The sequence below is a fragment of the Arthrobacter globiformis genome, assembly GCF_030818015.1.
Classification (GTDB): Bacteria; Actinomycetota; Actinomycetes; order Actinomycetales; family Micrococcaceae; genus Arthrobacter; species Arthrobacter globiformis_C.
The window spans coordinates 1,903,664-1,926,441 of record NZ_JAUSZX010000001.1; the positions used below are offsets into that span (position 1 = coordinate 1,903,664).

Annotated in this window: 15 protein-coding genes and 3 rRNA genes; 15 read left to right on the forward strand and 3 right to left on the reverse strand. The window is 63.8% G+C overall.

Features of this window, described 5'->3' with window-relative positions; translation table 11 throughout:
• Positions 1-259: 259 nt before the first annotated feature.
• The 3 genes from QFZ23_RS08755 to rrf all read left to right on the forward strand — a co-directional run bounded on the left by QFZ23_RS08755 (position 260) and on the right by rrf (position 5,762).
• Positions 260-1,785, forward strand: a 16S ribosomal RNA gene (locus QFZ23_RS08755).
• A 515-nt stretch (positions 1,786-2,300) separates the two neighbouring features.
• Positions 2,301-5,428: ribosomal RNA gene (locus QFZ23_RS08760) — 23S ribosomal RNA — on the forward strand.
• 217 nt (positions 5,429-5,645) lie between these two features.
• Positions 5,646-5,762, forward strand: a 5S ribosomal RNA gene (rrf, locus tag QFZ23_RS08765).
• The 16S, 23S and 5S rRNA genes sit together here, the layout of an rRNA operon.
• Before the next feature lie 69 nt (positions 5,763-5,831).
• Here the strand turns inward: rrf and QFZ23_RS08770 are convergent.
• From QFZ23_RS08770 to QFZ23_RS08780, 3 genes are all read right to left on the reverse strand, one after another.
• Positions 5,832-7,784 carry a multicopper oxidase family protein gene (locus QFZ23_RS08770; protein ID WP_306922192.1) on the reverse strand — a complete coding sequence of 651 codons (1,953 nt, stop codon included), beginning with the start codon at positions 7,782-7,784 and terminating at the stop codon, positions 5,832-5,834.
• A 214-nt stretch (positions 7,785-7,998) separates the two neighbouring features.
• A complete protein-coding gene (locus tag QFZ23_RS08775) occupies positions 7,999-9,915 on the reverse strand; it encodes a cytochrome c oxidase assembly protein (protein WP_306922194.1) in 1,917 nt (638 codons plus the stop codon).
• Between the two features lie 306 nt (positions 9,916-10,221).
• Positions 10,222-11,343 (reverse strand): hypothetical protein, encoded by a 1,122-nt coding sequence (locus QFZ23_RS08780; RefSeq protein ID WP_306922196.1) that lies wholly within the window; start codon positions 11,341-11,343, stop codon positions 10,222-10,224.
• Here QFZ23_RS08780 and QFZ23_RS08785 point away from each other — a divergent pair.
• The 12 genes from QFZ23_RS08785 to QFZ23_RS08840 all read left to right on the forward strand — a co-directional run bounded on the left by QFZ23_RS08785 (position 11,296) and on the right by QFZ23_RS08840 (position 22,752).
• Positions 11,296-12,186: a hypothetical protein gene (locus QFZ23_RS08785; protein WP_306922198.1), complete on the forward strand. Its 891-nt coding sequence runs from the start codon at positions 11,296-11,298 to the stop codon at positions 12,184-12,186. The two genes, QFZ23_RS08780 and QFZ23_RS08785, sit on opposite strands and share 48 nt — an antisense overlap.
• 6 nt (positions 12,187-12,192) lie before the next feature.
• A complete protein-coding gene (locus QFZ23_RS08790; RefSeq protein WP_306922200.1) occupies positions 12,193-13,185 on the forward strand; it encodes an HAD-IIA family hydrolase in 993 nt (330 codons plus the stop codon).
• Between the two features lie 9 nt (positions 13,186-13,194).
• Positions 13,195-13,488: a hypothetical protein gene (locus tag QFZ23_RS08795; protein WP_306922203.1), complete on the forward strand. Its 294-nt coding sequence runs from the start codon at positions 13,195-13,197 to the stop codon at positions 13,486-13,488.
• Between the two features lie 2 nt (positions 13,489-13,490).
• Positions 13,491-14,303 (forward strand): TlyA family RNA methyltransferase, encoded by an 813-nt coding sequence (locus QFZ23_RS08800; protein WP_306922205.1) that lies wholly within the window; start codon positions 13,491-13,493, stop codon positions 14,301-14,303.
• A gap of 13 nt (positions 14,304-14,316) precedes the next feature.
• Positions 14,317-15,342: an NAD kinase gene (locus QFZ23_RS08805; RefSeq protein WP_306922206.1), complete on the forward strand. Its 1,026-nt coding sequence runs from the start codon at positions 14,317-14,319 to the stop codon at positions 15,340-15,342.
• Positions 15,343-15,345: 3 nt separating this feature from the next.
• Positions 15,346-17,085, forward strand: coding sequence for a DNA repair protein RecN (recN, locus tag QFZ23_RS08810; RefSeq protein ID WP_306922208.1), 1,740 nt, complete (start codon positions 15,346-15,348; stop codon positions 17,083-17,085).
• Positions 17,086-17,182: 97 nt separating this feature from the next.
• Positions 17,183-18,940 carry a CTP synthase gene (locus tag QFZ23_RS08815; protein WP_306922211.1) on the forward strand — a complete coding sequence of 586 codons (1,758 nt, stop codon included), beginning with the start codon at positions 17,183-17,185 and terminating at the stop codon, positions 18,938-18,940.
• 32 nt (positions 18,941-18,972) lie between these two features.
• Positions 18,973-19,635 carry an NUDIX domain-containing protein gene (locus QFZ23_RS08820; RefSeq protein WP_306922213.1) on the forward strand — a complete coding sequence of 221 codons (663 nt, stop codon included), beginning with the start codon at positions 18,973-18,975 and terminating at the stop codon, positions 19,633-19,635.
• A complete protein-coding gene (xerD, locus tag QFZ23_RS08825; protein WP_306922215.1) occupies positions 19,635-20,663 on the forward strand; it encodes a site-specific tyrosine recombinase XerD in 1,029 nt (342 codons plus the stop codon). The genes QFZ23_RS08820 and xerD overlap by 1 nt, the downstream gene beginning before the upstream one ends.
• A gap of 54 nt (positions 20,664-20,717) precedes the next feature.
• The gene (locus tag QFZ23_RS08830) at positions 20,718-21,209 is read left to right on the forward strand and encodes an 8-oxo-dGTP diphosphatase (protein WP_306922216.1); all 492 of its coding nucleotides are present in this window, start codon (positions 20,718-20,720) and stop codon (positions 21,207-21,209) included.
• Positions 21,210-21,284: 75 nt separating this feature from the next.
• Positions 21,285-21,800, forward strand: coding sequence for an RNA polymerase sigma factor (locus QFZ23_RS08835; protein WP_306922218.1), 516 nt, complete (start codon positions 21,285-21,287; stop codon positions 21,798-21,800).
• A 1-nt stretch (position 21,801) separates the two neighbouring features.
• Positions 21,802-22,752 (forward strand): hypothetical protein, encoded by a 951-nt coding sequence (locus QFZ23_RS08840; RefSeq protein ID WP_306922220.1) that lies wholly within the window; start codon positions 21,802-21,804, stop codon positions 22,750-22,752.
• Positions 22,753-22,778: the final 26 nt, after the last annotated feature.

A 22,778-nucleotide genomic window follows, 5' to 3' on the forward strand; every position in this document is an offset into this window, starting at 1 on the left:
CTGGAAACATCGCAGCGAAGAAATGCGAAACACAAATTTCCGATAATGAATCGGAATTGTTTCGGAAGTATTCGAACGTGTCTGTTGTTTGAGAACTCAATAGTGTGCCAAGTTTGTTGATACCGATTTTTTATTAAATTGGTTGAATTTGCCGGGCTGCCCACCCCCGTGGTGTGGCCTGGTGTTTTTGGCTGGTTTCAAATTTTGTGCAGCCTTCGTTCCTGTTATTTCCGGGGGTGTTGGTTGTGTCTGTTTTTCTTCAACGGAGAGTTTGATCCTGGCTCAGGATGAACGCTGGCGGCGTGCTTAACACATGCAAGTCGAACGATGATCCGGTGCTTGCATCGGGGATTAGTGGCGAACGGGTGAGTAACACGTGAGTAACCTGCCCTTGACTCTGGGATAAGCCTGGGAAACTGGGTCTAATACCGGATATGACTCCTCATCGCATGGTGGGGGGTGGAAAGCTTTTGTGGTTTTGGATGGACTCGCGGCCTATCAGCTTGTTGGTGAGGTAATGGCTCACCAAGGCGACGACGGGTAGCCGGCCTGAGAGGGTGACCGGCCACACTGGGACTGAGACACGGCCCAGACTCCTACGGGAGGCAGCAGTGGGGAATATTGCACAATGGGCGAAAGCCTGATGCAGCGACGCCGCGTGAGGGATGACGGCCTTCGGGTTGTAAACCTCTTTCAGTAGGGAAGAAGCGAAAGTGACGGTACCTGCAGAAGAAGCGCCGGCTAACTACGTGCCAGCAGCCGCGGTAATACGTAGGGCGCAAGCGTTATCCGGAATTATTGGGCGTAAAGAGCTCGTAGGCGGTTTGTCGCGTCTGCCGTGAAAGTCCGGGGCTCAACTCCGGATCTGCGGTGGGTACGGGCAGACTAGAGTGATGTAGGGGAGACTGGAATTCCTGGTGTAGCGGTGAAATGCGCAGATATCAGGAGGAACACCGATGGCGAAGGCAGGTCTCTGGGCATTAACTGACGCTGAGGAGCGAAAGCATGGGGAGCGAACAGGATTAGATACCCTGGTAGTCCATGCCGTAAACGTTGGGCACTAGGTGTGGGGGACATTCCACGTTTTCCGCGCCGTAGCTAACGCATTAAGTGCCCCGCCTGGGGAGTACGGCCGCAAGGCTAAAACTCAAAGGAATTGACGGGGGCCCGCACAAGCGGCGGAGCATGCGGATTAATTCGATGCAACGCGAAGAACCTTACCAAGGCTTGACATGGACCGGACCGCCGCAGAAATGTGGTTTCTCCTTTTGGGGCCGGTTCACAGGTGGTGCATGGTTGTCGTCAGCTCGTGTCGTGAGATGTTGGGTTAAGTCCCGCAACGAGCGCAACCCTCGTTCCATGTTGCCAGCACGTAGTGGTGGGGACTCATGGGAGACTGCCGGGGTCAACTCGGAGGAAGGTGGGGACGACGTCAAATCATCATGCCCCTTATGTCTTGGGCTTCACGCATGCTACAATGGCCGGTACAAAGGGTTGCGATACTGTGAGGTGGAGCTAATCCCAAAAAGCCGGTCTCAGTTCGGATTGGGGTCTGCAACTCGACCCCATGAAGTCGGAGTCGCTAGTAATCGCAGATCAGCAACGCTGCGGTGAATACGTTCCCGGGCCTTGTACACACCGCCCGTCAAGTCACGAAAGTTGGTAACACCCGAAGCCGGTGGCCTAACCCCTTGTGGGAGGGAGCCGTCGAAGGTGGGACTGGCGATTGGGACTAAGTCGTAACAAGGTAGCCGTACCGGAAGGTGCGGCTGGATCACCTCCTTTCTAAGGAGCACCTACAGTTCCCTTGCCCCGTGTATGCGGGTGTGGAGGGGTTGTCAGGAGTAAAGGCCCGTTGCGCAGGCGATTGTTCTGCGGCGGGTGCTCATGGGTGGAATATCAGCAAATAGCGGCTGCATGGTTTTTGTCCTGGTTCAGTACGGATGGTGTGCCCCTTGTGGGTGGCTGTCCTGGAACGGCGGGGGCGGGGGTTGTGTGGTTTTGTGTTTGGCACACTGTTGGGTCCTGAGGCAACAGGGCCGGGGGAGGGGTGGTTTTGGCTGCCTGTTTTCCGGGACTTGTGTTTCTGGTTTCCTGGCTGCACGGATCGCACGGTTGACCTTTTGGGGTTGTGTGTGGGGTGTGTGGTACGGGGTTGTTGTTTGAGAACTACATAGTGGACGCGAGCATCTTTTATAAGAAGCAATTTCCAAGAATATGAACCTGGATCTGGCCGTGCATCTTTCGGGGTGTGGGGTTGGTTTCCGTGGTTCTCTCGAAAGTGTTTTTTGATCTTTTGTGGTCAAGTTTTTAAGAGCACACGGTGGATGCCTTGGCATTAGGAGCCGAAGAAGGACGTAGGAATCTGCGATAAGCCTGGGGGAGTCGATAACCGGACTGTGATCCCAGGGTGTCCGAATGGGGAAACCCCGCCAGACGCGCGAGTGATCTGGTGACCCGCATCTGAACACATAGGGTGCGTGGAGGGAACGCGGGGAAGTGAAACATCTCAGTACCCGCAGGAAGAGAAAACAACAGTGATTCCGTTAGTAGTGGCGAGCGAACGCGGATCAGGCTAAACCGACCCATGTGTGATAGCCGGCGGGCGTTGCATGGGCGGGGTTGTGGGACTTGTTGTCCTGGTTCTGCCGGACCGGGGAGGTGTGAGTGCTGGTATAGGTGAACGGTCTTGAAAGGCCGGCCGTAGAGGGTGTGAGCCCCGTAACCGTAATGCTGTGCGCCGCCTTTGATGAGTATCCCAAGTAGCACGGGGCCCGAGAAATCCCGTGTGAATCTGTCAGGACCACCTGATAAGCCTAAATACTCCCTAATGACCGATAGCGGACCAGTACCGTGAGGGAAAGGTGAAAAGTACCCCGGGAGGGGAGTGAAACAGTACCTGAAACCGTGTGCTTACAATCCGTCGGAGCAGCCTTGTAGCTGTGACGGCGTGCCTTTTGAAGAATGAGCCTGCGAGTTAGTGTTACGTCGCGAGGTTAACCCGTGTGGGGAAGCCGTAGCGAAAGCGAGTCTGAACAGGGCGTTGCAGTGGCGTGATCTAGACCCGAAGCGAAGTGATCTACCCATGGCCAGGTTGAAGCGACGGTAAGACGTCGTGGAGGACCGAACCCACTTCAGTTGAAAATGGAGGGGATGAGCTGTGGGTAGGGGTGAAAGGCCAATCAAACTTCGTGATAGCTGGTTCTCCCCGAAATGCATTTAGGTGCAGCGTTGCGTGTTTCTTACCGGAGGTAGAGCTACTGGATGGCTAATGGGCCCTACAAGGTTACTGACGTCAGCCAAACTCCGAATGCCGGTAAGTGAGAGCGCAGCAGTGAGACTGTGGGGGATAAGCTTCATAGTCGAGAGGGAAACAGCCCAGACCACCAACTAAGGCCCCTAAGCGTGTGCTAAGTGGGAAAGGATGTGGAGTTGCGAAGACAACCAGGAGGTTGGCTTAGAAGCAGCCATCCTTAAAAGAGTGCGTAATAGCTCACTGGTCAAGTGATTCCGCGCCGACAATGTAGCGGGGCTCAAGTACACCGCCGAAGTTGTGGCATTCACATATTTTCCAAGCCTTTGTGGTTCAGGAGTGTGGATGGGTAGGGGAGCGTCGTGTGGGCGGTGAAGTCGCGGTGTAAACCAGCGGTGGAGCCTACACGAGTGAGAATGCAGGCATGAGTAGCGAAAGACGGGTGAGAAACCCGTCCGCCGGATGATCAAGGGTTCCAGGGTCAAGCTAATCTGCCCTGGGTAAGTCGGGACCTAAGGCGAGGCCGACAGGCGTAGTCGATGGACAACGGGTTGATATTCCCGTACCGGCGAAAAACCGCCCATGTTGAACAGGGGATACTAACCGCCCGAGACCTGACCAATCACCCTTGTGGTGTGCGGTTTTTGGTGGAGCGCGGGACCTGATCCTGGGAGGCAAGCGTATTAACAGGTGTGACGCAGGAAGGTAGCCGAGCCGGGCGATGGTTGTCCCGGTCCAAGGATGTAGGGCGAACGGTAGGCAAATCCGCTGTTCATGTGCCTGAGATCTGACGGGACTCCCGTAAAGGGGGGATTCGGTGATCCTATGCTGCCTAGAAAAGCATCGGCGCGAGGTTTTAGCCGCCCGTACCCCAAACCGACACAGGTGATCAGGTAGAGAATACTAAGGCGATCGAGAGAATTATGGTTAAGGAACTCGGCAAAATGCCCCCGTAACTTCGGGAGAAGGGGGGCCCCAACCTTGAACGGTACTAGCGACCGGGAGGGGATCGGGGCCGCAGAGACCAGGGGGAAGCGACTGTTTACTAAAAACACAGGTCCGTGCGAAGTCGCAAGACGATGTATACGGACTGACTCCTGCCCGGTGCTGGAAGGTTAAGAGGACCGGTTAGTCCGCAAGGGCGAAGCTGAGAATTTAAGCCCCAGTAAACGGCGGTGGTAACTATAACCATCCTAAGGTAGCGAAATTCCTTGTCGGGTAAGTTCCGACCTGCACGAATGGAGTAACGACTTCCCCGCTGTCTCAACCATAAACTCGGCGAAATTGCAGTACGAGTAAAGATGCTCGTTACGCGCAGCAGGACGGAAAGACCCCGAGACCTTTACTATAGTTTGGTATTGGTGTTCGGAGTGGCTTGTGTAGGATAGGTGGGAGACGTTGAAGCCCGGACGCCAGTTCGGGTGGAGTCATCGTTGAAATACCACTCTGGTCACTTTGGACATCTAACTTCGGCCCGTAATCCGGGTCAGGGACAGTGCCTGATGGGTAGTTTAACTGGGGCGGTTGCCTCCTAAAAAGTAACGGAGGCGCCCAAAGGTTCCCTCAGCCTGGTTGGCAATCAGGTGTCGAGTGTAAGTGCACAAGGGAGCTTGACTGTGAGAGAGACATCTCGAGCAGGGACGAAAGTCGGGACTAGTGATCCGGCGGTACATTGTGGAATGGCCGTCGCTCAACGGATAAAAGGTACCTCGGGGATAACAGGCTGATCTTGCCCAAGAGTCCATATCGACGGCATGGTTTGGCACCTCGATGTCGGCTCGTCGCATCCTGGGGCTGGAGTAGGTCCCAAGGGTTGGGCTGTTCGCCCATTAAAGCGGTACGCGAGCTGGGTTTAGAACGTCGTGAGACAGTTCGGTCCCTATCCGCTGCGCGCGCAGGAAATTTGAGAAGGGCTGTCCTTAGTACGAGAGGACCGGGACGGACGAACCTCTGGTGTGTCAGTTGTACTGCCAAGTGCACCGCTGATTAGCTACGTTCGGATGGGATAACCGCTGAAAGCATCTAAGCGGGAAGCTCGCTTCGAGATGAGATTTCCATACACCTTGTGTGTGAGAGGCCCCCAGCCAGACCACTGGGTTGATAGGCCGGATGTGGAAGCGAGGACTAACGACTCGTGAAGCTGACCGGTACTAATAGGCCGATAACTTACACCACACACCATCCCGCAAACGGATTCAAAAGCGTTTGCAACCAGGGATGGTAAAAAGATAACAAGACTGCTTGCGTCCACTATGTGGTTCCCAACCAACAAACCCGTTGCTTGAGAACCGACAAAATTGAATAACAACACCACACCTGCCTCACCAGGCAGGAAGGTTGTAACCACAAAGATTTCCCCGTCACGGCCCGGCCGCGGCGGAGGAGCAAGGGTTACGGCGGTCATAGCGTGGGGGAAACGCCCGGTCCCATTCCGAACCCGGAAGCTAAGACCCACAGCGCCGATGGTACTGCACCCGGGAGGGTGTGGGAGAGTAGGTCACCGCCGGACAACCATTAGAAAAACGGTCGAGAGCCCCAACCAGCCATGGTCGGGGCTCTCCCGCATTTAAGCCACCATTCAGCTGGTCCGTACGCTTGTCGTCGCTGTCCCGCCAACGCTTGATTCGGCCTTGACGGCGGTGACCTGCCTGGTAGGCCCGGGCTTGACCGTCAGCGTCCAGGTCCCCAGGGTGTTTGCCTTCACGGTTCCCAAGCGTGCGGCGGCCCGCCCTGGCGTCACGTCGAACAGTACGACGGTGGCCGAAGTTGCCGCCGTCGAGCCGGCGAACTTGGAAGTCCCAATGAGAGTCATTTCCTTGTTCAGACGGTGCCGGGCGGCGGTAATGGTCACAACGTCTTTCTGTCCCACAGGTGCGGCAGTCTGGGCCGGTGCCGGTGGTGATGCCGCCGGTGACGTGGTGGTCCCCACCGGTGCCGCCACCTCTGCCGGCTGCGTGGTCTGTCGTGCCGGCACTTCCGCCGTGCCTTGTACCGGTGCAGCCTGGTTGATCGGGTGCGGCCGCACAGCTTCGACTGGATGATTGGGATCTACATCGTTCGGATCGATGCCGACGCTGAACTGGGCCATCATGTCATGGTCCTCGTGGGGCAGGTTGTGGCAGTGGATCATGTATCTGCCGCGGTTGTGCTCGAACTTCATGAGCAGCCGGACCGTTTCGCCCTCGCCCACGTAGACCACGTCCTTGGGCCCACGCTCGTGGGCGAAGGGTGCCTGCCCGTTGCGGCTGAGGACCTGGAAGTCCACCAGGTGGATGTGGACCGGATGGAACCATCCTCCTGAGCTGTTTTCTATTTCCCAAATTTCCACGTCGTTGAGGTCGGGATCGGCGAGGACCTTCTTGTAGCCGCTCTCGACCACCTCGTCCCACGTCATGCCCCCGATGGTCCAGACGTCGTTGTCCCGCTTCACGCGCATGCGCCTGGTCTTTACAGAGTCCGAAGTCTTGAGGCTCATGGCGTTGCTCGGGGCGAGAAGTGTTGGCAGCACCCTGGCGCCGGGTCCGGACGTGTCGACAGGCTCGTCCGTCACGTCGAAGGCCATGACTTTGTTGGTGAAGTCGTAGTCCACATTGTTCTTGTTGGACAGATTGCGCAGCTCGACCCGTTTGCCGGCGGGGTACTTCGAAAAGTCGATGAGGACCTCATACCGTTCGGCGCCGCCGTGCCGCCAGGATGTCACCTGCTGGGCGGCCGGCATCAGGCCGCCGTCCGTTGCGACGATGGTCATTGCGTCTCCTGTGCTCAAGGAGAAACGGTAGGAACGAGCAATGGAGGCATTGAGAATACGGAAGCGGTAGATCCGTCGCTGGACCTTCATTACCGGCCAAGGCGCTCCGTTGACAAGGACGACGTCGCCCCACAAGCCGGAATGGGTGTTGTCGTTGTAGCCGAGGGAGCCGTTGGCTGCGAACATGGCGTCGGAAATCGTGAGCGGTACGTCGAACTTTCCCTGCGGAAGAATGTTGCCTTCCACTTCGTCGTGCAGGTGGTATTGGGCGGCCAGGCCGGAGTAGACGCTCTGGCCCGTATTGTGGACGGCGTGGTCGTGGTACCAGAGGGTCCGTGCCGGCTGGAAGTTGGGGTATTCATAGTCCTTGCAGTAGTCCCGGCCGGTGAGGTCGTTGGCGTAGCCGTCGAACTGCGGCAGCGACGCCGACCCGTGCAGGTGGGTCGAGGTATCAAGCCGATACCCCCACTGCGGGTGGAACAGAGGCAACACGTTGTCCATCTCCAGAGTGATTCGTTCGCCCTGGTTCACCTTGATGGTCGGCCCCGGAAATGTCCCGTTGTAGCCGAGGATCGGGGTGCTGAGGCCAGGGACGATGTTGGCCAGGGCGGCTTTCTGTTCGATCTTGTACAGGTGCCGCTTGTGGCCGTCGGGGTCCACAACCGTGCTGTTGGGCTTGAGTACCTCCGGAATGGGAAGCGTCCGCTGGTAGGGCTTCGGCATGTTGCGGGACGCCAGCTGACTTGCTGACTTGGCGTTGACCGAGGTCAAGGGTACAGCCATCCCAAAGGCACCGATGATCCCCACTCCACCTATTTGCAATGCCTGACGGCGTGTAACTGACACGACTACCTCCGACGTCATTTAGAAAGTCCAATTGATTTAGTTGAAGGGTGTAATACCTACCCTGCGGAAACCTTGAGAGGGACAGGGCTGGCGGCGGCCTTCTTTGGGTGGAGGCCACCCAAGAGACGCCCGCCTGGGGGAGAGGGGCCCATCAGGTCTCAGAGGACATCACGAGGTCGTGGGCGCGCTCAGTAGCGGAACGGTGCCGTGCGCCCGGATCGCGGCGTCGGCGAGACTTGGACACCTCAGTAACTGCCACTGCAAGAAGCGTGCCGGCCGCGATGATCCACATAGCCATGCCCGCCGGCTCGACGACCGCCAGAACCGGTTGGTCCCAGGGCTGGCCGACGGTGATCAGCCATTCCTGCCGCCGTGAATCCGGCAGCTGGTCTGTCTGTTGGGCGAGGGCCCAGCCGTGCGCCGCGTAGAGCGCGGCCACGGCACCTATGGTCACCAGCCTGGAGGCCAGTGACGATCCGGGGCCGCCGTCGGTGGGGCGGGCAAGGGAAGCGGTGAACAGGCAGCCGGAGAGCAACGCCAACAGGGCCATGGCCTGGTACCCGAACTGGGTGCGTGACGAGTACTCCAGTAAGGGCGTGTAGTACAGGGCAGCCAGCACTGCGGCCAGGCCAGCGGCCGCCACATAGGGCGCCGACGACGTAGTACTCATGACAGGACGCAGCATCAAAGTGAGAGCTTCTGCACCGCCTATGGTCCCGTCCTGCCTGGGCGCAGCCGCGAGCCTGACCAATGTCAGCGGCGCACCCGGAACCAGCAGGAGCGGAACGACGGCGATAAGAAGCATCTGGGTCGTGACGTGCGCACTGATCAGGTACTCCTGGTAAACGCGGAGTCCTCCGTTGGTGACCAGGAACAGCAGCGCGACCCCAGCCACCCACAGACCCGCTCGGTAGGCAGGCCAGTACCCGCCACGGTTCCTGACGCGCCGCACTCCGGCCGCATAGAGGAACAGGGCGCCGGCGCAGAGGAAGATCCACAGGGCGTCCGGCTTCCAACTGCCGAGCACTTCCACAAAACCTGGAAGACGTAGGGACACCGGGGCGGGTGTTGCCTGCGAGACCGTTGGCGGCGGGGTGCGCGCCAGAGCGGCCGCCAGTCCGGATGCGGCTGCCATGACGGCAAGTTCGGCCACTGCCAGAGCCGAGAAGGTGGTCCCTGCCCGGCCTGGGGCCGATTCCAGTTTCGTGAGGATCCACTTTCGGTGCAGGGCCCCGAACACGCCGAGGACCCCCAGGATTGCGGTCTTGGCCAAGAGGATCAGGCCGTACTGTGTCGCCAGCCCGTCAAGCGTTCCGATGCCTGTCACGCCGGCCGCTATGCCCGAGATTGCCAGGGCAAGAAAGGACAGCAGCGCCAACGTCGAGTAACGCCGGACCGCAGCCAGCAACTCCGTTCCCAGCGTCCGCCGCAGCAGGACGAGCGTTGCCAGGCCGCCGATCCAGACGGCTGCGGCGGCCATGTGCATGACCACCGAAACCGTACTGTCGGCGTGGCTGGCACCGCCCGCGGCGTGGGAGTTTAGAGCCAGGGGTACCAGCCCCGTGGAAGCCAGCACAGCCGTGACGGCAACGGTCCGCTGGCTCTGAACGCCGAAGCACAGGAGCGCCACAGTTGCCGTAATCACGACTGTCAGAGCGTTTCTCCGGCCAGCGTCGACATCCGTCAGGAAGCTGACAAAGATGGGGCCGGATCCTTCGGAAAAAAGCGGCAGGTTAGCCAGCGAGTGGAAGGTGAGGACGCTGATCGCGGCTGCGGCGGCTGTCCAGAGCACAGCGGATATGCCGGCGAGGACGAGTGCCTTCGAGAACGCTTTTCCCTTCGGGGGGAGGGCAAAGAGCGCCAGGATAAGTGGCCCGACAGTCCCGGCAGCCGCGACATTGAAAACAAGTTTGGTAACGGGAAGCCCCCAGATGACCGCTGCGCCCGTCCGGTCCAGGAGGGCTGCTTCCTTGCCGGCCTCGGTCGAGTAGGCAACGAACAATGCCAGTAGCCCGCAACCCAGGATCACGGCAGCAACGGCCACCGGCTTCGTCCGTGATTTCTTCATGGTTCCCCCTCGGCGGATGCTGTAAGGCCCAGTCTTGCCACGCCTCCTTGGATATTTCCTGTGGGATGGTGCGGGCCTGACGCCCAGGAGCACGAATAGGCGGCCCGGCCCACAACAGATGAAGTGGCCCACACCCCTGTGAGGATGCACACGCCAGCCCGTGGAAGGCCCTCGCTGTTAGTGGCCGGCACCGGCTCTCACCTAGAATTGCTAGAGATATGCGGACACCGGATGCTTCACCACGGGTCGCGCAGGACAACCAAACACGGATAAGAGCGGCTGCACATCGCGCCAGTGGTCGGCTCACTACAGGAGGAATCCACCATGGCTGAGCACAAAGGCGGCGGTTACCGCGGCGGAAACGACCGGGGGGACTCGGGAAGCAACCGGGGACGGCAGGGGGGCCCGTTTAGGGGGACCAATAACTCCGGCGGGGATCCGCGGGGCTTCCGCGCCCGCGAGGGCGACGGCGATCGCCGCGGTTTTGGTGGCGGTGAGCGTAAGCCGTTCTCTGATCGTCCGCGCCGTGAGGGCGAGGGCGATCGCCGCGGTTTTGGTGGCGGTGAGCGTAAGCCGTTCTCTGATCGTCCGCGCCGTGAGGGCGGGGGCGACCGCCGCGGTTTTGGTGGCGGTGAGCGTAAGCCGTTTGGTGATCGTCCGCGCCGCGAGGGCGAGGGCGACCGCCGCAGTTTTGGCGGTGGCGAGCGTAAGCCGTTTGGTGATCGTGACCGTAAGCCGTTTGGTGACCGTCCGCGCCGCGAGGGCGAGGGTGACCGCCGCGGTTTTGGCGGTGGCGAGCGTAAGCCGTTTGGTGATCGTGACCGTAAGCCGTTTGGTGACCGTCCGCGCCGCGAGGGCGAGGGTGACCGCCGCGGTTTTGGCGGTGGCGAGCGTAAGCCGTTTGGTGATCGTCCGCGCCGCGAGGGCGAGGGTGACCGCCGCGGTTTTGGCGGTGGCGAGCGTAAGCCGTTTGGTGATCGTGACCGTAAGCCGTTTGGTGACCGTCCGCGCCGCGAGGGCGAGGGCGACCGCCGCAGCTTTGGTGGCGGAGAAAACCGCAGGCCTTTCGGTGACCGGCAGGACCGTGCACCCCTCGAGGACCGTGCTGGCCGGCAGGACCGCGGTGACCGGCAGGACCGCGCACCCCGCAGCTTTGATCGAGGCGACTCCGGCCCCCGCCAGTTCGGCCGCGACAGGGCTGAGGACCGCCCGGCCCGCGTTCCCAACGCCCGCGACCTCCGCAGCGCCAACCGCCCGGACCGTGAGCGTTCGCCCGAAATCGACGAGGATGTCACGGGCAAGGAACTCGACCGCGCCACGCAGCACCAGATCAAGACCCTGGAATCCAACAGTGCGGAATGGGTTGCCCGCCACCTCGTAATGGCAGGACGGCTCATCGACGACGAGCCTGAACTGGCTTTCCAGCACGCCCTCGCCGCCAGCCGCCGCGGCGGACGCCTTGCCGCTGTCCGCGAGGCAGTGGGCCTGACAGCTTATGCCGCCGGACACTACGGCGAGGCCCTGCGCGAGTTCCGCACCTACCGCCGGATCAGCGGTTCCAACGTCCACCTGCCCGTCATGGCCGACTGCGAACGTGGCCTGGGCCGGCCCGACCGCGCCCTGGACGTCGTCCGTTCCGAGGAGGCCCAGGACCTTGACGCGCCTGGCAAGGTGGAGTTGGCGATTGTCGCCTCCGGTGCCCGCGCCGACCTTGGCCAGCTGGACGCCGCCGTGGCGGAGCTGGAGATCCCGCAGCTGGACATCAACAGGGCCTTTTCCTACAGCCCGCGCCTGTTCCGCGCCTATGCCGACGCCCTGACCGCCGTTGGCCGCGAAACCGAGGCCGGAAAGTGGCAGCGGCAGGCCGTCGTAGCGGAAGAAGCCCTGGGTCTGGGCATGGCCGAGGAACCCGACATCATCGACCTTGGCTGGGATGAGGAAGAGGAAGCCCGGGAAGAAGCCGAACGCCGGAAGCGGATTGCGCACGCTGCAGGCACGCCGGCGCAGGAAGCAACCGGGTCTACCGACAGCCAGGCGGCCCCGGCGATCAGCGCCCAGGAGGAAGCTGCTGCGCAGCGGCCCTCAGAGGACGCAGCGGTGGAAAACCTGGACGACGCCGAGGCGGATTACTTCGAATCCGACGACGCCGAGTCCGACGAGGATTCCGCCGAGCCGGATGAGGACGCCGAGGCCGCCGAAGCCGAGCGCACCGAAGCCGAGCACACGGAACAGCAGGATGCTGACCGCCGCCAGAACGGCTCGGAGGACTAGCCGCACATGAGTGATGCCCACTTGATTTCGCGGTTCGACGCGCTGCTGTCCGACCTGGACGGGGTGGTCTACGCAGGCCCGCACGCCATCCCCGGAGCTGTGGAGTCCCTGCAGCGGCTGGCCGGGATCGGCGTCGGCCTGGGGTACGTCACCAACAACGCCTCCCGCACGCCGGCGCAGGTGGCCGCCCACCTGCGTGAGCTCGGCGCCCCCGCCGAGGACCAGCAGGTGGTGAGCTCGTCCCAGGCCGGGGCCGACCTGCTGGCGTCCATGCTGTCCCCGGGCGCTCCCGTCCTGATTACCGGAAGCCCGGCGCTGGCCCACGAGGTTGAGCTCGTTGGCCTGAAGCCGGTCCACGGCGCGGAGGACAAGCCTGTTGCCGTGGTGCAGGGCTTCAACCCTGCGATCGGCTGGAAGGAGCTCGCCGAAGCGTCCTTTGTCCTGGCCGACGGGGACGTGCTGTGGGTTGCCACGAATACGGACATGTCCATCCCGCAGGCCCGCGGGATGGCGCCCGGCAACGGAACCCTGGTGGGCGCCGTGGCCGCGGCGACCGGCCGCCGGCCGCTCGTTGCCGGCAAGCCGGAGGCTCCGCTGTTCCATGCCGCGGCCAAGAGGCTGTCGTCAGACCGGCCACTGGTCGTCGGCGACCGGCTGGACACCGACATCCTGGGCGGCAACCGGGCGGGCTTCGCCACGGTGGCCGTCCTGACCGGCGTCGACACCCTGGAAACAATGCTGGCGGCCAGGGCCGAGGAGCGGCCCCGCTACATCATCCGGGACCTGGCCGGCCTCTACGAGGCATATCCGGAGATTGATAACGACGGCGGGACGTTCCGTTGCGGGAACGCCACGGCAACTGTGGCCGGAGACACCATCCGCGTCGCCGGGCTCAAGGGCGACCTTGATTCGTGGCGGGCGGCGTGTGCTGCCTGGTGGGCGGCCCACCCCGACGCCGACGTCCCCACGGCTCCCGAACTCGAGTGGCTGGATCAATAGACTGGTGCCATGCCCGAGTTGAACAACAACGCGTCGGACACGGCAGTGACGGACACCGCAGTGCCAGGCGCCGCCTGGCCGGAGCTGGCCGTGCCCGGCAGCCGCGCTTCTGAAGCCGGCGTCGCCGATCCCGCGGTGCTGGCCATCCTGGACCGGGTCCGCGAGGTCCCCGGGCTCCCGGTTTCGGAGCACCCAGCCGCCTATGCAGACATGCACGACGCCCTCCTGGAAGCCCTGAACGAAGAGCCGCAGAACGAAGAGCCGCAGAACGAAGAGCCGCGGCATGGTCCGGGTGCCGCCTGACCATGCCCAGACTCGACCAACTGCTCGTCAGCAGGGGATTGGCGCGGTCCCGCACGCACGCCGCCCGACTTATCGCCGAAGGCAAGGTGTCCTCCGAAGGCGACGTCCTCGCCAAAGCGTCGCTGCAGGTGGGCGACGACCGTGAACTGAGCGTCGCGCAAGACGCGACGGACGCGTACGTCAGCAGGGCCGGCCACAAACTGGCCGGCGCGCTGGACGCCTTCCCCGAGGTCGTCGTCGGCGGCAAGCGGTGCCTTGACGCCGGAGCGTCCACGGGCGGCTTTACCGACGTCCTGCTGCGGCGGGGCGCCGCGCACGTGGTGGCAGTTGACGTCGGGCACGGCCAGCTGGTGCCGCAGCTCCGCAGCGATCCGCGCGTGAGCGTGCATGAGGGGCTGAACGTCCGCTACATGGATTCCGGCCAGATCGGCGGCCGGGCCGAGCTCACGGTTGCCGACCTGTCCTTCATATCCCTGACGCTGGTGCTGGTCCCGCTGGCGGCCTGCACCGCTCCGGGCGGAGACTTGGTCCTCATGGTCAAGCCGCAGTTCGAGATCGGCAAGGAGCGGCTCTCCCGCACGGGAGTGGTCACCTCGGAGCGCGAACGGCGCTTGGCTGTCGGTAAAGTGGCGGGGGCGGCGCTCGACGCCGGCCTGGAACTGCGGGGGCTGGCCACCAGCCCGTTGCCCGGCCAGGACGGAAATGTCGAGTACTTCCTGTGGATAACGCAAAGAATGTCCGAAGACTTGCCTAAGATCGAAGAGCGGGACGCAGCAGTGGCTGCGTTGTTGGGAAAGATCTGGCCGAACCACTAGAGAGCGGAACCCGATGAGCAGGCGTGTACTGGTACTTGCCCATACCGGCCGCGAGGAATCCCTAAAGGCGGCCTGGGAGGCGTGCGCCCAGCTCCACGCCTTCGGCATCATCCCCGTCATGCAGAAGTCCGAACTGGGCGACATGGAGGGCTTCTTCGGCGCCATGGACCAGCCGGTCGAAATCCTTCATGACCATATCCAGCTTCCGGACGTGGAACTGGTCATGGTGCTGGGCGGGGACGGGACTATCCTGCGGGCGGCCGAACTGGTCCGCGAAGTGGACGTGCCGCTGCTGGGCGTGAACCTCGGCCATGTCGGCTTCCTCGCCGAGAGCGAGCGTGCGGACCTCGCCCAGACAGTCGAATGGATCGCCAGCCGTGAATACACGGTGGAGGAGCGCATGACCATCGACGTCCAGGTCTGGGTCCGCGGCCAGAAGATCTGGCACACCTGGGCCCTGAACGAGGCCGCCATCGAAAAAGGCGACCGGGAGCGCATGCTCGAGCTGGTCACCGAGGTGGACGAGCGCCCGCTGACCTCCTTCGGCTGCGACGGCGTGGTGCTGGCCACGCCCACCGGATCCACCGCCTACGCGTTCTCGGCCGGCGGCCCTGTTGTGTGGCCGGAGGTGGAAGCCCTCCTCATTGTGCCCATCAGCGCGCATGCCCTGTTCGCCAAGCCGCTGGTGGTTTCGCCCCGGTCCCGGCTGGCCGTCGAAGTGCTCAACCGGACGGACGCCTTGGGCGTGCTGTGGTGTGATGGCAGGCGCTCCGTGGACCTGCCTCCCGGCGCCCGCGTGGAGGTCACCAGGTCCACCACCCCTGTCCGGCTGGCCCGCACGCACCAGACGCCGTTTTCGGCGCGGCTGGTCCGCAAGTTCGAACTTCCCATCCATGGCTGGCGCGGCCCCGTGCCACAGTCCGAGCAGGTCCATACCGGTCCCGTGCCGATCGTTCGCACGCCCCGGGCCATGGCGCCGCCCTCGGGACTTCGGCCGTACGAACCCGGTTCAGAATCCGATCCTCCGACTGAAAAGTGAACCATGCTTGAAGAACTGAGAATCCGCGATCTCGGCGTCATCACCGACGCCACGCTGCCGCTGGGCCCAGGGCTCAGCGTGGTTACCGGCGAGACCGGTGCCGGCAAGACCATGGTGGTCACCGCCGTCGGGCTGCTGCTGGGAGCCCGGTCGGACGCCGGCGCCGTGCGCAGCGGCGCGAAGAGCGCCTCTGCGGAAGCGGTGGTGCAGTTGCAATCCGGGCACTTCGCCCTGCAACGTGCCAGGGACGCCGGTGCTGACGTTGAGGAGTTCGACGGCGGCGCGGAACTTCTGCTGTCGCGGCGCCTGGGTGCCGACGGACGCAGCCGGGCCTTCCTCGGGGGCCGGGCCGCCCCGGTGGGGGTGCTGGCCGAAATCGGCGAGTCGCTTGTGGTGGTGCACGGGCAGACGGACCAGATCCGGCTCAAGGGGGCCGCCGCGCAGCGTGAGGCCCTCGACAAGTTCGCGGGGGACGGGCTGGCCTCGACGCTCGCCGGATTCCAGGACCTCTACAGCTCCTGGAAGTCCAGCCAGGCCGAGCTGGACTCACTCCGCAGTGCTGAGCGCGAGCGGCTCCGCGAGGCAGAGTCCCTGGAAGCCGCGCTGGCGGAGATCGACGCCGTGGACCCGCAGGCGGGGGAGGACGAGGCCCTGAAGGCCGAGGCCGTGAAGCTGGCCAACGTCGAGGAACTCCGCATCGCCGCCACCACCGCGCACCAGGCCCTCATCGCCGAGGACTTCGGCGAGGCCGGCGACGCCACGTCGCTCGTGGACGCGGCCAAGCGGACCCTGGAACACGTGGCCGAGCACGACGAGGAGCTCGGATCGGCTGCCGCCCGCCTCGCAGAAGTAGGGTTCCTGCTCAACGACATCGCCAGTGAGCTGGCCAGCTACCAGGCCGGGCTGGACTCGGAGGGGCCGGAGCGGCTGGCCGAAATCGAAGAACGCCGGGCGTCCCTGGCCAAGCTGGTCCGGAAGTACGCGCCGAGTATCGACGAGGTCCTCGAATGGGCGGAGAACGCCCGGGCGCGCTTTGACGAACTGCAGGGCGACTCCACCCGGATCGAGAACCTGGAAGCCGAGGTGGCCAGGGCCGCGGCCGAGCTGAAGAAGCAGGCCGCGGCCATCAGCAAGGTCCGCGCCAAAGCCGCCAAGGACCTCTCCTCCCGGGTAAGCGCCGAACTGAAGGCCCTCGCCATGGCAGACGCCACGCTGGTGATCACCATCGAGGCCGCATCCCAGCTGGGACCCCACGGCGCGGACGAGATCTCCTTCCTGCTCCAGCCGCACTCCGGCGCCCCCGCCCGGCCGCTGGGCAAGGGCGCGTCCGGCGGTGAGCTCTCCAGGGTCATGCTGGCCATCGAGGTGGTGCTGGCGGCGGTGGACCCTGTGCCCACGTTCGTCTTCGACGAGGTCGACGCCGGGGTGGGCGGCCGCGCCGCCGTGGAGATCGGCCGGCGGCTGGCAATGCTGGCCCGGCATGTCCAGGTCCTGGTGGTGACGCACCTGCCACAGGTGGCAGCGTTTGCCGACCAGCACATCCGTGTGACCAAGACCTCGGTGCGCGGCGCCGACGGCTCCACCGCCAAGGGCTTCACCTCCAGCGACGTCCAACTCCTGGACGAGGCGGAACGCGTCAGGGAACTGGCCCGGATGCTGGCAGGCCAGGAGGACTCCGAAACCGCCCAGGCACACGCCCAGGAGCTTCTGGACGACGCCAAGCTCCTGCCCCAGCAGGCCTGAGCGCGGCTTAGGTCTTGGCAGCCCTTGCCGGGAGCGGGCGGACAGGGAAAACTGAAGCCTTTGGGGACGCATACCCGATCCGTGGAAGGCTCAATTGATGATAGGCTCGAATTCCGTGGTGCAGCGATCAAATTCCCGTGTAAATTCCCGGTTCCCGGGCTCGTCCAAGACGACCAAACACATCTTCGTCACCGGCGGTGTGGCGTCCTCGCTAGGCAAGGGACTGACGGCCTCCAGCCTCGGCCACCTGCTGCGGGCACGTGGCTTGTCAGTAACTATGCAGAAGCTCGATCCCTATCTGAACGTGGATCCGGGCACGATGAACCCCTTCCAGCACGGCGAGGTTTTCGTCACAGACGACGGTGCTGAAACCGACCTCGACATCGGACACTACGAGCGCTTCCTCGATGAAAACCTCGAGGGTTCAGCCAACGTGACCACCGGCCAGGTTTACTCCACGGTCATCGCCAAGGAACGCCGCGGCGAGTACCTCGGGGACACCGTCCAGGTCATCCCGCACATCACCGATGAGATCAAGCGCCGGATGCGGCTTCCCTCCGAGGGCAAGAACGCGCCGGACGTCATCATCACGGAGATCGGCGGCACCGTCGGCGACATCGAGTCGCAGCCCTTCCTCGAGTCCGCCCGCCAGGTCCGCCAGGACATCGGCCGGACCAACGTCTTCTTCCTCCACGTTTCGCTGGTCCCGTACATCGGTCCTTCGCAGGAACTGAAGACCAAGCCCACGCAGCACTCCGTGGCCGCCCTCCGCTCCATCGGCATCCAGCCGGAAGCCATCGTGATCCGTTCGGACCGCGAAGTCCCCGACGCCATGCGTGAAAAGATCGGCCGGATGTGCGACGTCGACATTGACGCCGTGGTGAATGCCGCCGATGCGCCGAGCATCTACGACATCCCCAAGACCCTGCACACCCAGGGCCTTGATTCCTACATCGTCCGCGCCCTTGACCTGCCGTTCAAGGATGTTGACTGGACCAGCTGGGACAAGCTGCTCGAAGCCGTCCACAACCCCAAGCACGAGGTTGAGATCGCGCTCGTCGGCAAGTACATCGACCTGCCGGACGCGTACCTCTCTGTCACAGAGGCCCTGCGCGCCGGCGGATTCGCCAACAACGCCAAGGTCAAGATCCGCTGGGTGCCGTCCGACGAATGCGAAACCCACGAGGGCGCGGTGCGCTCCCTGGAGGGTGTGGACGCCATCTGTGTTCCGGGTGGCTTCGGCATCCGCGGCCTGGAAGGCAAGCTGGGCGCCCTGAAGTTTTCACGCGAATCGCGGCTGCCAGTTCTGGGCCTCTGCCTCGGCCTGCAGTGCATGGTTATCGAGTACGCCCGCAACGTCGTCGGCATGGAGGGCGCTTCCTCCAGCGAGTTCGAGCCGGACTCTAAGTACCCGGTCATCGCCACGATGGAAGAGCAGCTGGAATTCGTCGAGGGCGGCGGCGACCTCGGCGGCACCATGCGCCTTGGCCTGTACGAGGCCAAGCTGGACGAGGGCTCCGTCATCGCCGAGACATACGGCACCACCACCGTCAGCGAACGCCACCGCCACCGGTACGAGGTGAACAACAAGTACCGTGAGCAGATTGCTGCCGAGGGTCTGGTGTTCTCCGGTACATCGCCGGACGGCAAGCTGGTGGAATACGTGGAGCTGCCCCGCGAGGTTCACCCCTACTACGTGGCCACGCAGGCGCACCCGGAACTGAGCTCACGGCCCACCCGGCCGCACCCGCTCTTTGCCGGCTTGGTGAAGGCCGCCCTGGACCACCAGAGCGGCAGCGACAGAACCGGTTTCGAACCCGCCGCGGCCGGCTCCGGCGAAGCCACCGCAGAGTAATTTCACAGCTCCCATAGAGTAAGGACGGCGCGATGCCCGGTAAATCTGAAAACACCCCTGCTGTCCGGCAGGTTTCGGATGCGCCGAGCTCGCGCCGTCTGCTCTCCCGGGAGCGGGTCTACAACGGCCGGATCTGGGATGTTGTCAGCGACAGCTTCAAGCTCACCGCCGAGGGCGACCCCCTGGTCCGGGACTACATCGAGCACCCCGGTGCCGTCGCTGTGCTCCCCATGAACGACGCCGGCGAGGTGCTGCTGATCAAGCAGTACCGCCACCCGGTGGGCATGGACCTGTGGGAGATTCCCGCAGGCCTGCTCGACGTCGACGGCGAGGACTTCGTGGTGGGCGCCGGGCGGGAGCTCGCCGAGGAAGCGGACCTGATCGCCAGCGACTGGAACGTCCTGGTGGACTTCTTCAATTCACCCGGATCCTCCAGCGAAGCGATCCGCATCTACCTGGCCCGCGGCCTCACCGAGGTCCCGCATCACGAACTGCACGTCCGCACGGACGAAGAAGCGGAAATCGAGCTGCATTGGATCCCGCTGGAGGATGCCGTTGCGGCGGTGCTGGAGGGACGCCTGCACAACCCGTCCGCCGTCGTCGGCATTCTTGCTGCCGCCGCCGCGAAAGCGGACGGCTTCAGCGGACTACGGCCGGGCGACGCCCCCTGGCCGGCGCACCCCAGCCAGCGCTGATGTCCACGGACACGGCGGCACCGGAAGAATCTCCGGCCACGGCGGCACCCAAGCCGGTAGATGGCGTGGAAACGGCGCCGCCGGACCGGCCCCGCACCGCGATTGACCGCGGCGTGACCGACTACCTCCAGCACATGGGCGTCGAACGGGGCCTCGCAGTAAACACCCTGTCCGCGTACCGCCGCGACCTCGCCCGCTATTCGGCCTACCTCGCCGGGCAGGGCCTCAGCAGCCCGGCTGACATCACCCGCCACCACGTGACGGGCTTTGCCCAGGCACTCTCCGACGGCGCCGACGGCGGCACTGCGCTGGGGGTGCGTTCCGCGGCGCGGACCGTAGTGGCGGTCCGGGGACTGCACCGCTTTTGGGCGCTGGAAGGGACGACGACGGCGGACCCCGCCAGCGATGTCCACCCGCCAATGCCCGGCAAACGGCTGCCCAAGGCCATCACCGTGGATGAAGTCACCAGGATCCTGGAAGCCGCCGGTACTGATACGGCAACCGGCCTCCGGGACCGGGCGTTGCTCGAATTCCTGTACTCCTCCGGTGCCCGGATCAGTGAAGCCGTAGGCCTAGACGTCGACGATCTCTCGGTGCAGGCGGCCGAATCCGGGCCGGCCATCGTTCGGCTGTTTGGAAAGGGCTCCAAGGAACGCCTCGTGCCGCTCGGCTCATTCGCGGCCCGTGCCCTCGATGCGTACCTGGTGCGGGGCCGCCCCCTGCTAGCGGGGAAGGGCAAGGGCACCCCGGCGCTGTTCCTCAACGCCAGGGGCGGGCGCATCAGCCGGCAGAGCGCCTGGACCATCCTGAAGGCTGCGGCGGACAAGGCCAACATCACCAAGGACGTCTCCCCGCACACACTCCGGCACTCCTTCGCCACCCACCTGCTCGAAGGCGGAGCCGATGTCCGCGTGGTCCAGGAGCTGCTCGGGCATGCCTCGGTGACCACCACGCAGGTGTACACACTCGTTACCGCCGACACGCTGCGGGAAGTCTACGCCGCTGCGCATCCCCGGGCACTGGGATGATCCCAGCTCGGGGATGGACATGCGGACAGCGCCGGCACCACTAGGCTGGTCTGCATGACTTCCGTGCCCGTCACCCTCTGCTTCCTGCTACGGGAAGGCCCGGAGTCAGGGCCGGAGGTGCTCCTGGGCCTGAAGAGGACAGGCTTCGGCACGGGCAAGATCGTCGGACTGGGCGGGCACGTGGAGACCGGTGAAACCGATGCCCAGGCGGCATGCCGGGAGGTGCTGGAAGAGGCCGGCGTCGTCGTCCTTGAGGAGGACCTGTTCGACGCGGGAAAAGTGGAGTTCATCTTTCCCGCACGCCCTGACTGGAACATGTCCACCCGCCTGTTCACGTCCCGCCGATGGGCCGGTGAGCCAGTCGAGAGCCCCGAGATCATTCCGGAGTGGTTCCTGATTTCCGCCCTTCCACTGGAACGCATGTGGCAGGATGCGGAGCACTGGCTGCCGCTGGCGCTGGCCGGGAACGTTGTCGATGCCGTCATCACCCTGAACGAGGACAACGAGACCGTGGCGTCCGCCGAATATTCTTTCCGGGCCGTGTAACCGCCGGTTCCCTGCCGGAAACTAAACGGTTAGCCTGCCTGGTCAGGGACACTACTTCTTTCGTTTGGGGGATACGTGGATTCGGAACGCGAACTGGCGTTCATCGCCGTTCACAGGGACAGCTATCCGCGGGTTTACAGATATGTGCGCCGACGGGTGGAATCGCCCGAGCTCGCAGAAGAGCTCGCAGCTGACGTGTTCCGCGTCGTATGGCAAAAATGGCACGACCAACCGCACGCGGACATCGCCTGGCTGCTGACAGTGGCGCGGAACCTGATCGGAAATGCCTACCGGAGCCGTGACCGGCTCGTGGCACTGCAGGCAAAACTCCGGGCGTCCGCCGAGCTCCGCTCCGGTGCGGCGTCCGAGGACCTGGTAGTCCACGACGCGATGGCCGCGCTGCGCGACAGTGAGCGCGACATCCTGCAATTGGCCTACTGGGACGAGCTGAGCGTGGCTGAGATCGCCGGCGTTCTGCAGTGCAGCGAAGCTGCTGCCAAGGTACGCCTCCACCGTGCCAGGGCCGCCTTCCGCAAGCAAATGCCGGTGTCGAGCAGACAGAACTCGGTCACACAGAAGATGGGTGCATGAAATGGATCCGATCAAAAACCTGATTTCCGGGTCAGACCCGCTTCGCAACGATCCTGCCGCGGTGCCCGACGCCGATGCGGCCCTTTGGCGGGTAACCACCGAGGCCCCGATGTTCACGGACAGCCTGCCGGCGACCGTACTGCGGTTCGAGGACCGGAAACGGCGGCGGGCGCGCGTTGCCGGTGTGCTGGCCTTGGCTGCGGCGGCGGTGACCGCCGGTGTGCTGGTGGCGACGAATCTCGGACCGCTGGCATCGGCTCCCGCTCCGGCGGGCACCGTTGCGCCGTCGACCTCCGAAACGGCCGGGCCGGCAACGCCGACGGCTACGCCTTCCCCGACACGCACGGCGACAGCAACGCCGACGCCAACCCCTACTCCAGCGCCCGCCACGTGGACCACCTTCACGGACGCCACGGGCCAGGCCACATTCGAACACCCCCTGGGGTGGACGGTGTCCCAAACCCCGCAAACAATCGACGGCGGTTCATACAACATCGTCGAGTTGAAGAATGCCGCGGGCAGGACCATGGCCACGCTGCGGCTGGTCTACGACGTCGCGGGTGGCCCGGTCTGCCCGGCCCCGAAGCCGTACCAGACCCTCGACTCGGTGGTCGTGGACATTCCGCAGAAGGCGGCCAAACTCAGGGAACACCCTCAAGGTCCGTCCGCCTTTGTGTTCCGCGTGATCCAGGGAGATAAGGTCTATGGGTCCCTCGCCTTGACTGACGGAGATCTGGCTCCGCAGACCACGACGTGTGGCTTGTACAACGGCATCCTTGGCCCGGACAACGTTCCCATCGCCCAATTTGGCGACACTGTTTGGCTCACGGCGGACGGAAAGGACGCTCCGCTCACCTTTGGCTCCCTTGCCGAGGCGAAGGCATACATGGGGACGCAGGAGTACCGGGACATGAAGCGCATGCTGATCTCCCTGGCGCTGCATGGAGCTTAACTCCTGAGCCCTGCATTAGAGGATGC

Excerpts from the sequence above, each read along its gene's own strand:
- QFZ23_RS08770 (WP_306922192.1), bottom strand. The coding sequence starts at position 7,784 with ATGGCTGTACCCTTGACCTCGGTCAACGCCAAGTCAGCAAGTCAGCTG.
- QFZ23_RS08775 (WP_306922194.1), bottom strand. The coding sequence starts at position 9,915 with ATGAAGAAATCACGGACGAAGCCGGTGGCCGTTGCTGCCGTGATCCTG.
- QFZ23_RS08785 (WP_306922198.1), top strand. The coding sequence starts at position 11,296 with ATGGCAGGACGGCTCATCGACGACGAGCCTGAACTGGCTTTCCAGCAC.
- QFZ23_RS08790 (WP_306922200.1), top strand. The coding sequence starts at position 12,193 with ATGAGTGATGCCCACTTGATTTCGCGGTTCGACGCGCTGCTGTCCGAC.
- QFZ23_RS08795 (WP_306922203.1), top strand. The coding sequence starts at position 13,195 with ATGCCCGAGTTGAACAACAACGCGTCGGACACGGCAGTGACGGACACC.
- QFZ23_RS08800 (WP_306922205.1), top strand. The coding sequence starts at position 13,491 with ATGCCCAGACTCGACCAACTGCTCGTCAGCAGGGGATTGGCGCGGTCC.
- QFZ23_RS08805 (WP_306922206.1), top strand. The coding sequence starts at position 14,317 with ATGAGCAGGCGTGTACTGGTACTTGCCCATACCGGCCGCGAGGAATCC.
- recN (WP_306922208.1), top strand. The coding sequence starts at position 15,346 with ATGCTTGAAGAACTGAGAATCCGCGATCTCGGCGTCATCACCGACGCC.
- QFZ23_RS08815 (WP_306922211.1), top strand. The coding sequence starts at position 17,183 with ATGATAGGCTCGAATTCCGTGGTGCAGCGATCAAATTCCCGTGTAAAT.
- QFZ23_RS08820 (WP_306922213.1), top strand. The coding sequence starts at position 18,973 with ATGCCCGGTAAATCTGAAAACACCCCTGCTGTCCGGCAGGTTTCGGAT.
- xerD (WP_306922215.1), top strand. The coding sequence starts at position 19,635 with ATGTCCACGGACACGGCGGCACCGGAAGAATCTCCGGCCACGGCGGCA.
- QFZ23_RS08830 (WP_306922216.1), top strand. The coding sequence starts at position 20,718 with ATGACTTCCGTGCCCGTCACCCTCTGCTTCCTGCTACGGGAAGGCCCG.
- QFZ23_RS08840 (WP_306922220.1), top strand. The coding sequence starts at position 21,802 with ATGGATCCGATCAAAAACCTGATTTCCGGGTCAGACCCGCTTCGCAAC.